General features: G+C 42.3%; 13 protein-coding genes, 2 rRNA genes and 1 riboswitch. All 15 genes read left to right on the plus strand.

Annotation, left to right across the window (positions count from 1 at the left end; all coding sequences use genetic code 11):
- A 23S ribosomal RNA gene (locus J7E77_RS27955) occupies nt 1-175 on the plus strand; the annotation flags it as partial.
- Between the two features lie 76 nt (nt 176-251).
- Nucleotides 252-368, plus strand: a 5S ribosomal RNA gene (gene rrf, locus J7E77_RS27960).
- A gap of 340 nt (nt 369-708) precedes the next feature.
- Entirely contained in the window at nt 709-1,569 is an 861-nt protein-coding gene (locus tag J7E77_RS27965; protein ID WP_214718604.1) for a mechanosensitive ion channel family protein, read from the plus strand.
- Nucleotides 1,570-1,596: 27 nt separating this feature from the next.
- Complete coding sequence (locus J7E77_RS27970) at nt 1,597-1,794, plus strand: NETI motif-containing protein (RefSeq protein ID WP_214718666.1); 198 nt, start codon at nt 1,597-1,599, stop codon at nt 1,792-1,794.
- A gap of 95 nt (nt 1,795-1,889) precedes the next feature.
- A riboswitch (purine riboswitch) is annotated at nt 1,890-1,991 on the plus strand.
- Nucleotides 1,992-2,105: 114 nt separating this feature from the next.
- Nucleotides 2,106-2,594 carry a 5-(carboxyamino)imidazole ribonucleotide mutase gene (purE, locus tag J7E77_RS27975; RefSeq protein WP_088085138.1) on the plus strand — a complete coding sequence of 163 codons (489 nt, stop codon included), beginning with the start codon at nt 2,106-2,108 and terminating at the stop codon, nt 2,592-2,594.
- A complete protein-coding gene (gene purK, locus J7E77_RS27980; protein WP_214718667.1) occupies nt 2,587-3,735 on the plus strand; it encodes a 5-(carboxyamino)imidazole ribonucleotide synthase in 1,149 nt (382 codons plus the stop codon). The genes purE and purK overlap by 8 nt, the downstream gene beginning before the upstream one ends.
- A gap of 3 nt (nt 3,736-3,738) precedes the next feature.
- Entirely contained in the window at nt 3,739-5,037 is a 1,299-nt protein-coding gene (gene purB / locus J7E77_RS27985) for an adenylosuccinate lyase (protein WP_214718606.1), read from the plus strand.
- 104 nt (nt 5,038-5,141) lie between these two features.
- On the plus strand, nt 5,142-5,855 hold the full coding sequence (gene purC, locus J7E77_RS27990; RefSeq protein ID WP_098934681.1) for a phosphoribosylaminoimidazolesuccinocarboxamide synthase: 714 nt from the start codon (nt 5,142-5,144) through the stop codon (nt 5,853-5,855).
- Nucleotides 5,848-6,102, plus strand: coding sequence for a phosphoribosylformylglycinamidine synthase subunit PurS (gene purS / locus J7E77_RS27995; RefSeq protein WP_214718608.1), 255 nt, complete (start codon nt 5,848-5,850; stop codon nt 6,100-6,102). The genes purC and purS overlap by 8 nt, the downstream gene beginning before the upstream one ends.
- On the plus strand, nt 6,099-6,782 hold the full coding sequence (purQ, locus tag J7E77_RS28000) for a phosphoribosylformylglycinamidine synthase subunit PurQ (RefSeq protein WP_214718611.1): 684 nt from the start codon (nt 6,099-6,101) through the stop codon (nt 6,780-6,782). Before purS ends, purQ begins: the two co-directional genes overlap by 4 nt.
- A complete protein-coding gene (gene purL / locus J7E77_RS28005; RefSeq protein WP_214718613.1) occupies nt 6,766-8,991 on the plus strand; it encodes a phosphoribosylformylglycinamidine synthase subunit PurL in 2,226 nt (741 codons plus the stop codon). The genes purQ and purL overlap by 17 nt, the downstream gene beginning before the upstream one ends.
- Nucleotides 8,967-10,379 (plus strand): amidophosphoribosyltransferase, encoded by a 1,413-nt coding sequence (purF, locus tag J7E77_RS28010; RefSeq protein ID WP_214718614.1) that lies wholly within the window; start codon nt 8,967-8,969, stop codon nt 10,377-10,379. The genes purL and purF overlap by 25 nt, the downstream gene beginning before the upstream one ends.
- Nucleotides 10,380-10,394: 15 nt before the next feature.
- Nucleotides 10,395-11,429 (plus strand): phosphoribosylformylglycinamidine cyclo-ligase, encoded by a 1,035-nt coding sequence (gene purM / locus J7E77_RS28015; RefSeq protein WP_214718617.1) that lies wholly within the window; start codon nt 10,395-10,397, stop codon nt 11,427-11,429.
- Entirely contained in the window at nt 11,426-12,028 is a 603-nt protein-coding gene (gene purN / locus J7E77_RS28020; RefSeq protein ID WP_214718618.1) for a phosphoribosylglycinamide formyltransferase, read from the plus strand. Before purM ends, purN begins: the two co-directional genes overlap by 4 nt.
- A complete protein-coding gene (purH, locus tag J7E77_RS28025; protein ID WP_214718619.1) occupies nt 12,003-13,541 on the plus strand; it encodes a bifunctional phosphoribosylaminoimidazolecarboxamide formyltransferase/IMP cyclohydrolase in 1,539 nt (512 codons plus the stop codon). Before purN ends, purH begins: the two co-directional genes overlap by 26 nt.
- Nucleotides 13,542-13,551 lie beyond the last annotated feature (10 nt).

Genomic DNA, 13,551 nt, shown 5'->3' on the forward strand with positions numbered 1-13,551 from the left:
ATGTGCGGACGGGATAAGTGCTGAAAGCATCTAAGCATGAAGCCCCCCTCAAGATGAGATTTCCCATAGCGCAAGCTAGTAAGAACCCTGAAAGATGATCAGGTTGATAGGTCAGAGGTGGAAGCGTGGTAACATGTGGAGCTGACTGATACTAATCGTTCGAGGACTTAACCAATTTTTAAGGCATACTCGTTTTTACAAACTTCTTCTGCATTATCTAGTTTTGAGGGAATGATACCTCAATAAAATAGTCTGGCAGCAATGGCGAGAAGGTCACACCCGTTCCCATACCGAACACGGAAGTTAAGCTTCTCAGCGCCGATGGTAGTTGGGACACGCGTCCCTGTGAGAGTAGGACGTTGCCAGGCAAATCTAAGACAACCAGTAATGGTTGTTTTTTTGTTATGTGGAGAAAATAATTGTGATTATTAATTTATGGTGATGTAAACCAGGGAGTAAGGATAAGTGTCCGATCTTAAGGCTCACAGTGCCCATGCACGAAGAAAAAAGGACCGAACGGTCACTCTGAGGAGATCACAGTGCCCATGCTCGAAGAAAAATACACTGAACGGTCACTCTGAGGGTTTCAAAGGACAAAATCTCACAAGTGAGCAGGAAAAAAGTCTATCGTAAAATTATTTTTCCATTAATTGTTTGTAACATCAAACATTGTAAACACTAAGTATGATTGGAAGACAAGTGGGTGATATGATGGATTGGATGGAATTGCTGCATCACTATAAACTGATAAGTATTCTAATAGCTGCTGTTATTGCAAGGGTCATTGTTTTTATCATAAATAAAACGGTTCATAATTTCTTTCTAAAAACTCATTTCATTGAGGAACGAAAAGAGCAAACGATTGAAAGCATGATCCGCTCTTTAACAAAATACACAGTTACGATTAGTTTCATCTTTTTTGCGATATCTCAATATGTAAGTAATTTTGGAAGAATTCTTGCCGGGGCAGGGGTTGTCGGGGTAATCGTTGGATTTGGGGCGCAAAGCTTAATCAAAGATATTCTCTCAGGTATTTTCTTAATTTATGAAAAGCAGCTGCATAAAGGCGATTTTATCACAATCAATAATACCTTTAATGGAACGGTTGTGGATATAGGATTAAGGTTCTTAAAGATTCGAGAATGGAATGGAAAGGTTTTAACGATAAGCAATGGAGAAGTAAAACAGATTCACAATTTTAATATCGATCAAATGCGTGTGATTGAAAGAGTAGTGGTAAGCTATCGGGAAAATCCTGAAAGGGTGTTTGAGATTCTTGAGATTGCCTGTGAAAAAATTAATGAGGTTCACAAACCATGTTTAAAGTTAGACCACTCCAATTGTGCAATTGAACCGTTTGAAGTATATGGGATGACTACGATCAATTCGGGTTATCGAGGGATAGAATACACGGTAACGGGTCTTGTGGATGATGCCTATTACTGGGATGCAGCAAAAGGAGCAAGAAGGATTATTGCTCAAACCCTGTTTGATTACGAAATAAAATTGGCCGAAGACACTATGTTATTAAGACAGGCTGAAAATGTCTTACTTAGAGAGAGAAATTAAAGGTGGAAAGAGAGGTAATTAGTGTCAATGGGTAAAAAGAAAATGCAATTTGAGGTACATGAAAATGAAAGTATTGAGGAATGCTTGAATAGAATGAAAACGTTGGGATATACGCCTGTACGCCGCACGGAAAAGCCGATTTTTCAAGAAATAAAAAAAGGCAGTGAAACAATTTATGAGCCCGTAGCACGCCAAATTATCTTTGAAGGTACATTAATAGAGTAAAACACGAACAATATACTGTTATTTAAAAATATTGTTCGATTAATTGGTTGACACCTAAATGAGATGATTGTAAGATATAGAAGTGATTTAAACAACAAACAATTTATCTTTACCCTCGTATATCCATGGGGATATGGCCCATAAGTTTCTACCCAATAACCGTAAATTATTGGACTATGAGGGAAAGTCGATATGTTCGGTAGATTAAGGGCTGGCCCCTTTCTATTGTTATGCCCGAACAAATGGCTTTCTCTTTCATGAGAAGCTATTTGTTACGGGCTTTTTATTTAGGTAAAAAAGGAGGATTAGCGATGTCCATTCTTGTTGGAGTTATCATGGGGAGTAAATCGGATTGGGAATCAATGAAATATACTTGTGAGGTTCTCGACCAGTTAGAAATTGCTTATGAAAAAAAAGTGGTATCAGCCCATCGGACACCTGATTTGATGTTTACATATGCGAAGGAAGCCAGAGATAGAGGTTTAAAGGTGATTATTGCCGGAGCCGGCGGTGCGGCCCACCTTCCCGGAATGGTAGCTTCACAAACCATCTTGCCGGTCATCGGTGTTCCCGTACAAACACAGGCATTAAAGGGATTGGATTCATTGTTGTCTATCGTCCAAATGCCGGGTGGTGTACCTGTAGCAACAGTCGCGATTGGTAAAGCGGGTGCAGTGAATGCAGGTTTACTAGCTGCACAAATTTTAGCAACGGGTGACGCTGAATTAGCTGGAAAATTAGAAGCAAGAAGAGAAGCAACTAAACAAGAGGTACTGGAAAGTAGTGATCAACTTGTCTAACAAAACGATTTTACCAGGAGCAACGATAGGAATTATCGGCGGCGGCCAACTTGGTCGTATGATGGCTCTAGCGGCAAAGGCTCAAGGCTTTCGAATTGCGGTATTAGAACCGACGGAAGATTCTCCGTGCGGACAAGTCGCAGATATTGAAGTCATTGGGGCTTATGATGATCGCAAAGCCATCGGTAAATTAGCAGAAGTTAGTGATGTCATCACATATGAATTTGAAAACATTGATGCAGATACATTAGACTGGTTATGTGATCAAGCTTATGTGCCGCAAGGGCCGCGGCTGTTAACGGTCACGCAGGACAGGATTAAGGAGAAAGCAGCTATCCAACAAGCTGGGGTAGATGTTGCACCATATGAAGTAGTTAACAGCATGGAGGATTTATTTTTAAAAATTAACACCATCGGTTACCCGGCTGTCCTGAAAACGGCAAGAGGCGGTTATGACGGAAAAGGCCAGCTGGTGATTAGGGAACCTCAGGATTTATCGAAAGGGGAACCCCTTCTAAAACATGGTGCCTGTGTAGTAGAAAAATGGATTCCCTTTGAAAAAGAGATATCTGTGATTGTGACACGAAAGCCTGATGGTGAAACAACATTTTTTCCAGTCGCTGAAAACATTCATGAAGAAAATATTTTAGATACGACGATTGTTCCTGCACGAATTTCACAAGTTTTACAAAGAGAAGCTATTCAACTGGCAAAGAAGCTGGCCGATTCGTTACAATTAGTCGGGACGCTTGCTGTCGAAATGTTTTTGACTAGTGATGGAACCATTTATATTAATGAATTGGCGCCACGGCCGCATAACTCTGGTCATTTCTCAATTGAAGCTTGTGAAACGTCACAGTTCGAGCAGCATATCCGTGCGATCTGTAATTGGCCGCTAGGGAATACGGGGCTATTAAAACCGGCAGTTATGGTTAACCTATTAGGAGAGCATCTTGAAAACCTATATGAGGAAATTCCGACTTTGAATGACTGGAAGATTCATTTATATGGAAAAAAAGAACCAAAAATCAAACGGAAAATGGGCCATGTGACGATTTTGCGAGAGAGTGTCGAAGCGGCTCTTGCGGAAATTAATGAAAGTAGCATCTGGAAAAAAACAAAAGAAAAGATCGGGGGATAAAACATGATTGATCGTTATACTAGACCGGAAATGGGAGCTATTTGGACGGAGGAAAACCGCTTTAATGCTTGGCTTGAGGTGGAAATCCTTGCATGTGAAGCATGGGCGGAACTTGGGGATATTCCAAAGGAAGATGTTAAGAAACTTCGTGAAAATGCCTCTTTTAATATTGACCGCATTAAAGAGATTGAAGAGGAAACACGGCACGATGTGGTTGCCTTTACCCGAGCTGTCTCTGAAACATTAGGGGAAGAGCGGAAATGGGTCCATTACGGCCTAACGTCAACAGATGTGGTTGATACGGCCCTTTCTTATTTATTAAAGCAGGCCAATGCGATTTTACAAAAAGACTTAGAAAACTTTGTTGAGATATTAAAAAATAAAGCCAAGGAACATAAATTAACGGTAATGATGGGACGGACGCACGGAGTTCATGCGGAGCCGACCACATTTGGTTTAAAGCTTGCCCTTTGGTATGAAGAAATGAAACGGAACTTGGAGCGCTTTAGACAAGCGGCCGAGGGTATTGAGTTCGGAAAGATTTCAGGTGCGGTAGGGACATACGCGAATATTAATCCGTTTGTAGAACAGTATGTTTGTGAAAAATTAGGGTTGCAACGGGCGCCGATTTCGACGCAAACCTTGCAGCGCGACCGCCATGCCCACTACATGTCGACGCTTGCTTTGATTGCAACTTCTATTGAGAAATTCGCTGTTGAGGTTCGCGGACTGCAAAAGAGTGAAACTCGTGAAGTGGAAGAGTTTTTTGCAAAGGGACAAAAGGGATCTTCGGCAATGCCGCATAAGCGAAATCCAATTGGTTCGGAAAATATGACTGGTTTAGCCCGAGTGATTCGCGGCTATATGATGACGGCTTTCGAAAATGTACCGCTTTGGCATGAACGTGATATCTCTCACTCATCTGCGGAACGGATCATTTTACCGGATGCCACGATTGCTTTGAATTATATGTTGAACCGCTTTGGTAACATTGTGAAGAACCTAACCGTTTATCCGGAGAATATGAAGCGCAACATGGATCGTACCCTCGGGTTGATTTATTCCCAACGTGTGTTGCTTGCACTGATTGATAAGGGGCTATCACGCGAAGAAGCTTATGACACAGTACAGCCAAAGGCGATGGAAGCATGGGAGAAACAAGTTCCTTTCCGCAGCTTAATTGAAGCAGAGGATAAAATTACTTCGCTGCTATCCAGTGCTGAAATTGCCGATTGTTTTGATTATAGCTATCATCTTCAACATGTAGATACAATTTTTGACCGCTTAGGGTTGAATGAGTAAAGGGACATGTGACTAAAACATAAAAAAAGGCGAGAGCTGGGGCACTCATGCCCCTCGCCTAGTAAGAAGATTCCCAATATTGCAATATAGGAGGCGTTTCTACAATGAAAAAACCTTTATACGAAGGAAAAGCGAAACGAATTTATGCAACAGACGACGAACAGATTGTTTTGGTTGAGTATAAGGATTCAGCAACTGCCTATAACGGACAAAAGAAGGCTGACATCACAGGAAAAGGCCGTTTAAATAACGAGATTACTAGTTTGTTATTTTTAAAACTTAAAGAACAGGGAATTGAATCCCACTTTATCGAGCGTATATCTGAAATAGAACAATTGGTGAAAAAAGTAACCATCATTCCGCTTGAAGTAGTTGTTCGAAATATTGCGGCAGGAAGCCTTGCAAATAGATTGGGAATTGAAGAGGGCCGCGAGTTATCGACGCCGATTGTTGAGTTTTACCTGAAAAACGATGAACTTGGAGATCCGCTTGTAACATTAGATCACATCCTTGAACTGCAAGTTGCAACTGAAGAGGATGCAGCAATTTTACGAGAAAAAGCACTTCAAATTAATACAGTTTTATCAAGCTTCTTCAATGAACTTGGCATACGTCTCATCGATTTTAAACTAGAGTTTGGAAAAGACAAGGACGGTCAAATATTACTTGCCGATGAAATTTCCCCCGACACCTGCAGGCTATGGGATAAAGAAACCAATGAAAAGCTCGATAAGGATGTATTCCGCCGTGATTTAGGAAGTTTAACAGATGCTTACGAAAATATTTTAGCGAGATTGGGAGGACGTCAGCATGTATAAAGTAAAGGTATTTGTCACATTAAGAGAAAGTGTATTAGACCCACAGGGGAAAGCAGTAACCAACTCGTTAAATTCTCTAAACTATAAGGAAGTAGCCGATGTCCGAATCGGTAAATATATGGAGTTAACGATTGAAAAATCAGATCGGGATATTAATGAAGTGATCAATGAAATCTGTACCAACCTTTTAGCTAATCCGGTCATTGAAGATTACCGTTACGAAGTAGAGGAGTGTGTTACTCTGTGAAATTTGCGGTAATCGTCTTCCCTGGATCAAATTGTGACGTTGATATGTTCCATGCCATTCAAGATGAACTTGGAGAGCAAGTTGAATATGTTTGGCATGATTCTGAAAGCTTAGAAGAATTTGATGGAATTTTGCTTCCAGGCGGCTTTTCTTATGGTGACTATTTGCGCACTGGAGCTATTGCTAGATTTAGTAATGTTATGAAAGAAGTCATCAAAGCGGCAGAAGCAGGAAAGCCGGTTCTTGGAGTATGTAACGGATTTCAAATTCTGCTCGAAGCAGGGTTACTTCCAGGGGCTATGAGACGAAACGAAAGCCTCTCATTTATTTGTAAGCCTGTTGAGTTAAAAGTCGAAAACAATCAGACGATGTTTACGTCTGAATACAGCAAAGGGGAATCTATTGTTGTCCCTGTTGCGCACGGTGAAGGAAATTACTATTGTGACGAGGAAACACTTGCGAAGTTGAAAGAAAATAATCAAATTGTTTTTACCTATAATCAAAATCCGAACGGTAGTCTTGCTGATATCGCTGGAATTACCAATGAAAAAGGAAACGTTCTTGGGATGATGCCTCACCCGGAAAGAGCAGTAGATGAACTATTAGGCGGCGCCGATGGACTGAAAATGTTCCAATCGATTGTGAAAACTTGGAGGGAAGCACATGTTGTCAACGCTTGAACCAAATCCTAACCAGATCAAAGCAGAAAAAATATATCAGCAAATGGGTTTGTCCGACGAAGAATTTGCAATGGTTGAAAACATTCTTGGACGTACACCGAATTATACCGAAACAGGTTTATTTTCCGTCATGTGGTCGGAACATTGCAGCTACAAAAATTCAAAGCCGATTCTTAGAAAGTTCCCGATTACAGGGGAACGAGTTTTACAAGGACCTGGTGAAGGTGCGGGTATCGTAGATATCGGCGATGAACAGGCTGTTGTTTTTAAAATAGAAAGTCATAATCACCCATCAGCTATTGAACCATATCAAGGAGCAGCAACCGGCGTAGGCGGTATTATCCGCGATGTTTTCTCGATGGGAGCAAGACCAATCGCTATGTTAAACTCGCTTCGCTTTGGTGAACTGGACTCCGCCCGGGTACGCTATTTATTTAAAGAGGTCGTTGCAGGGATTGCCGGCTATGGCAACTGTATTGGAATTCCAACAGTTGGCGGCGAAATCCAATTCGACCCTTGCTATGAAGGAAATCCGCTAGTCAATGCCATGTGTGTTGGACTAATTGACCATAAGGACATCAAAAAAGGGCAAGCACATGGTGAAGGCAATACTGTTATGTATGTTGGGGCTAAAACTGGCCGAGACGGTATTCATGGTGCGACCTTTGCTTCCGAGGAATTAACGGAACAATCCAATGAGGATCGTCCTGCAGTTCAAGTAGGCGACCCATTTATGGAAAAATTACTGCTTGAAGCCTGCTTAGAATTAATTCATTTTGATGCACTTGTCGGCATTCAGGACATGGGTGCAGCGGGACTTGTCAGCTCATCTGCGGAAATGGCCAGTAAAGCAGGAATGGGAATTGAAATGAATTTAGACTTGGTTCCACAGCGGGAAACAGGGATGTCTGCTTACGAAATGATGCTGTCTGAATCCCAAGAACGGATGCTCATCGTCGTGAAAAAAGGTAGAGAACAAGAAATTGTCGAGCTTTTTGAAAAATACGGACTTGAAGCAGTTGGTATCGGGACAGTAACTAGCGATAAACAGCTTCGTCTCATTCATAACGGGGAAATCGTTGCGGACGTTCCGGCTGATGCGTTAGCGGAAGATGCACCGGTTTACCAAAAACCGTCAAAAGAACCAAGCTATTTTAAGGAATTCCAAACAATGGAGAACGAAATTCCACAGGTAGATGATGTGAAAGAAACGCTTTTACAAATTTTACGTCAGCCAACCGTTGCAAGTAAGGAATGGGTGTATGAGCAGTACGATTACATGGTGCGTACAAATACAGTCGTTTCCCCAGGATCAGATGCTGCCGTTGTTAGAATTCGTGGAACAAGGAAAGCATTAGCGATGACAACGGATTGTAATTCCCGCTATGTCTATTTAGATCCAGAAATGGGTGGGAAGATCGCCGTGGCAGAAGCAGCCCGCAATATTGTTTGTTCTGGTGCGGAACCATTAGCGATTACAGACAACCTAAATTTCGGAAACCCGGAAAAACCAGAAGTGTTCTGGCAGATTGAAAAAGCTGCTGATGGCATGAGCGAAGCCTGCCGTGTTCTTGAGACTCCGGTAATTGGTGGAAACGTCTCTTTATATAACGAAACAAGTGGAACAGCGGTCTATCCAACACCAGTCGTCGGGATGGTTGGTTTAGTAACCGATATTGATCATATTACGACACAGCACTTTAAAAATAGCGGCAACCTTATTTATTTAGTCGGGGAGACAAAGGATGAATTCGGCGGCAGTGAACTGCAAAAGCTTCTGAACGGAAAGGTTTTCGGTAAAGCCCCTGAATTAAATGTAACGATTGAAAAAGAAAGACAGAATCAGGTCCTAGCTGCGATTCGTGCAGGATTGGTTCAATCAGCTCATGACCTATCAGAAGGCGGTTTAGCCGTTGGGTTAGCTGAATGTCTTTTTGCGAATGAAAAGCTTGGAGCGGAAGTAGAAATAGCGGGAAACCTAGTTTCTGCCTTATTCAGTGAAACACAGTCTCGTTTCCTTTTGTCGGTAAAAGAAGAAGATAAGCTTGAATTTGAAAGCTTAGTAGACGCAGTACAAATCGGTTTAGTGAATGATACAGCTAAATTGCAAATCACAATGGGTGAGTCAACCGTACTTGAAGCTTCAATTGAAGAATTAAAAGATGCCTGGAAAGGGGCGATCCCATGTTACCTGAAATCAAGGGATTAAATGAAGAGTGTGGAATTTTTGGGGTTTGGGGACATGTAGACGCAGCACAGCTTACCTATTACGGACTTCACAGCCTTCAGCATCGCGGCCAGGAAGGAACAGGCATTGTTGTATCTGATGGAAGTAAGTTAAAAGGCGTAAAGGGTGAAGGGCTCGTGTCCGAAATCTTTACGGCTAGTGCCATGAAGGAATTGACAGGTACTGCAGCGATTGGACACGTTCGGTATGCAACAGCAGGCGGCGGCGGGTACGAAAATGTTCAGCCGCTCTTGTTTCATTCACAAATGGGAAGTCTTGCCCTTGCACATAATGGCAACCTAGTTAATGTGAACTCATTAAAACATCAGCTTGAGGCTCAAGGGAGTATTTTTCAAACCAGCTCTGATACCGAGGTATTAGCTCACTTAATGAAGAGAAGCGGCTACACTGATTCAAGGGACCGTGCCAAAAACGCACTCTCGATGTTAAAAGGGGCGTATGCCTACCTTATTATGACAGAAAACGAATTAATGGTGGCACTTGATCCGCACGGCTTAAGACCTCTTTCGCTCGGATGCCTTGGTGATGCCTATATTGTTGCATCAGAAACCTGTGCTTTTGATGTAGTAGGTGCGGAATATATTCGCGATATTCGCCCCGGGGAACTATTAATTATCAATGATAAGGGGATAACTTCTGAACAATTCGCTGTAAGTACAACGAAAGCTATTTGTACGATGGAATATATTTATTTTTCAAGACCGGACAGTAACATTCAAGGAATCAACGTTCATACCGCCCGTAAAAACCTCGGGAAAAGAATGGCAGTTGAAGCCCCGTTTGAGGCGGATGTCGTCACAGGTGTACCGGATTCTAGTATTTCAGCTGCGATTGGTTATGCGGAAGCAACGGGAATTCCCTATGAAATGGGATTAGTCAAAAACCGCTATGTCGGAAGGACGTTCATCCAGCCTTCTCAATCGTTACGAGAGCAAGGGGTAAAAATGAAGCTTTCCCCTGTACGTGGCGTAGTAGAAGGAAAGAGAGTCGTGATGGTGGACGATTCGATTGTTCGAGGAACAACAAGCAGGCGGATTGTCACGATGCTAAAAGATGCAGGAGCAACAGAGGTTCACGTTGTCATTACTTCTCCTCCGATTAAAAATCCGTGCTTCTATGGAATTGATACGTCTACGAAGGAAGAATTGATTGCCTCTGATAAATCGATTGAAGAAATGAGAGAACTGATTGGTGCGGACACGCTAACGTTTATTAGCGTGGAGGGAATGATCGAAGCGATTGGTAGAAAAGATGGGGACGGCACCAGCGGTTATTGCCTTGGCTGTTTTACCGGAAATTACCCAACCGAAATTTACCCTGACACACTCCAATATTATTACCAAAAGTAGAAAGGGGCGAGCAGCGTGGCAAATGCGTATAAGCAAGCAGGAGTCAATATTGAAGCAGGCTATGAAGCAGTAGAGAGAATGAAAAAGCATGTTCAAAAAACAGCCCGGGCTGGCGTCCTTGGCAGTTTGGGCGGATTTGGCGGTATGTTTGATTTATCTGCACTACAATTAAAAGAACCAGTTTTGGTGTCAGGCACCGATGGGGTGGGCACGAAACTGATGATTGCTTTTTGGATGGATAAGCATGATACGATTGGAATCGATGCAGTCGCGATGTGTGTTAATGATATTGTTGTACAGGGTGCAGAGCCCTTGTTCTTTTTAGATTACATTGCTTGTGGAAAAGCGGAGCCTGAAAAAATTGAGGCAATTGTCAAAGGAATTGCCGATGGTTGTGAGCAGGCTGGCTGTGCGCTGGTTGGCGGTGAAACAGCTGAAATGCCTGGATTGTATAGTGAAACGGAGTATGATTTAGCCGGATTTACGGTTGGTGCCTGTGAAAAATCGCAGCTCATCACGGGCGAAACGATTCAAGCGGGTGATGTGCTGATTGGCTTAGCATCGAGCGGTATTCACAGTAATGGTTATTCACTTGTAAGAAAAGTATTTAATGACTGGTCGTTACTTGATTTTGTTGATGAACTCGGGTGTACATTAGGAGAAGAGTTACTCAAGCCTACAAAAATTTATGTGAAACCGATTTTGTCCGCGTTGAAAAAGTTCCAATTAAAAGGTATGGCTCATATAACAGGCGGCGGATTTATTGAAAATATTCCGCGCATGCTGCCAGCGGGTCTTGGTGCTGAGTTGTATGAAAAAAGCTGGGATATCCCACCTGTTTTTAAACTACTATCTTCTCATGGACAAATTGATTACCAAGAGATGTATAATATTTTTAACATGGGTATCGGCATGGTGATTGCTGTGGATCCGGAAAATGCAGCTGACCTGTTAGAACATTTTAACCAATCTGGAGAGACCGCTTATGAAATTGGTGTGGTAACTGGGAATGAAGGAATTAACATCAAGGCTCAAGGTGGCCGCCTATGAAAAAGATAGCTGTGTTTGCATCAGGGAGCGGAAGCAATTTCCAGGCCATTATTGATGTAGTTCAAGCAGGCCATCTTGATGCAAATATTTCTCTTTTAGTTTGCGACAAACCGGGTGCTTTTGCGATTGAAAGAGCAAGAGCAGCAAAAATCCCGAGTTTTGTTTTTACCGCAAAGGACTATACTAGTAAGGAACATTATGAGGAAGAAATTTTAGCTCAATTAAAGACCTCTGGTGTAGAATTTATTGTCCTTGCCGGATACATGCGCTTGATTGGTTCGAAATTGTTAGCTGAGTATAAAGGAAGAATCGTCAATATCCACCCGTCACTCCTTCCAGCTTTTCCTGGCAAAGATGCGATTGGGCAGGCGTTGGCTGCTCAAGCGAAGTGGAGCGGTGTCACCATCCATTTTGTTGATGAGGGAATGGATACGGGTCCAATCATTATTCAGGAGCGGGTTCGACTCGACGAAAATGAGACAAGAGATAGCCTACAGCAGAAAATCCAGAAAAGCGAACATAAACTTTATCCATCCGTACTGCAAATGCTATTGACACAAGGAGATGTAATCAATGACACAAAAGCGCGCGCTAATTAGTGTTTCTGACAAAAATGGAATAACTGAATTTGCAAGGGATTTAGTCAGCCTAGGATATGAACTTATTTCCACAGGAGGCACGAAAAAGGCTCTTCAAGAGCAGGGTATACCTGTTCTTAGTGTTAGTGATGTAACTAATTTTCCGGAAATTTTAGAAGGTCGTGTGAAAACATTAAATCCATTGATCCATGGCGGCTTGCTTGCAAAACAGGATGATGTAAAGCATCAACAACAGCTAGACGAGCATGGAATACAAGCAATTCAACTGGTTTGCGTCAATCTTTATCCTTTCCAGCAAACAATCGAAAAACCAGATGTTACAGTTGCTGATGCGATTGAAAATATTGATATCGGCGGTCCAACGATGCTTCGTGCTTCTGCCAAAAACCATCAATATGTCACTGTTGTGGTCGATCCAACTGACTATGAGACCGTAATTGCTGAATTAAAAGCAGATGGTGAAACGAAGTTTGAAACAAGAAGAAAGCTTGCAGCAAAGGTGTTCCGCCACACTGCAGCCTATGATGCCTTAATTGCGGAGTATATGACCCATTTGGCTGAAGAAAAAAACCCAGAGACATTAACAGTAACATATGAATTAAAACAGTCTCTTCGTTATGGGGAAAATCCACACCAACAAGCAGCTTTTTATAAAAAGCCACTTGGTTCGACATTCTCGATTGCGAATGCCGTCCAGCTTCATGGAAAAGAGCTATCTTATAACAATATCAACGATGCGGATGCAGCCCTGCAGATTGTTAAAGAGTTTGCAGGACCAGCGGCTGTCGCCGTAAAGCATATGAACCCATGCGGTGTTGGAACAGGTGAAACAGGGTATGATGCCTTTACAAAAGCATTTGCAGCGGATCCTGTGTCAATTTTTGGAGGAATTATTGCTTTTAACCGTGAAGTAGATGCCCAAACAGCAAGCAAACTTCATGAAATTTTCTTAGAGATCATCATTGCGCCTTCCTTCTCAGAGGAAGCATTAGCGATTTTAACTGGGAAAAAGAATCTTCGCCTGTTAACCATTCCATTTAATGATGTTAAAAAACCAGAGTTAAAAATGACAACGATTGAAGGCGGATTGTTAGTTCAAGAGCAAGACCGTTATACATTAGAAGATGCGAACGTCACGGTTGCCACGAAAAGACAACCGACAGATGCAGAATGGGAAGCATTAAAGCTGGGCTGGAAAGTTGTCAAGCATGTGAAATCAAATGCGATTGTGGTTACTAATGAGGATATGACAATTGGTATTGGTGCTGGACAGATGAACCGAGTAGGTGCAGCTGAAATTGCGTTGAAGCAAGCTGGTACAAAGGCTGAGGGAGCGGCTCTTGCATCAGATGCCTTTTTCCCAATGGACGATACCGTTGAAGCAGCGGCGAAAGCTGGAATTACGGCAATTATTCAGCCAGGCGGATCCATCCGTGATGAGGATTCAATTAAAAAAGCAGATGAATATGGAATTGCAATGGTGTTTACAGGAGTTAGACATTTCAAACATTAAACCGATGGAG

This window comes from Bacillus sp. ISL-77, from assembly GCF_018613105.1.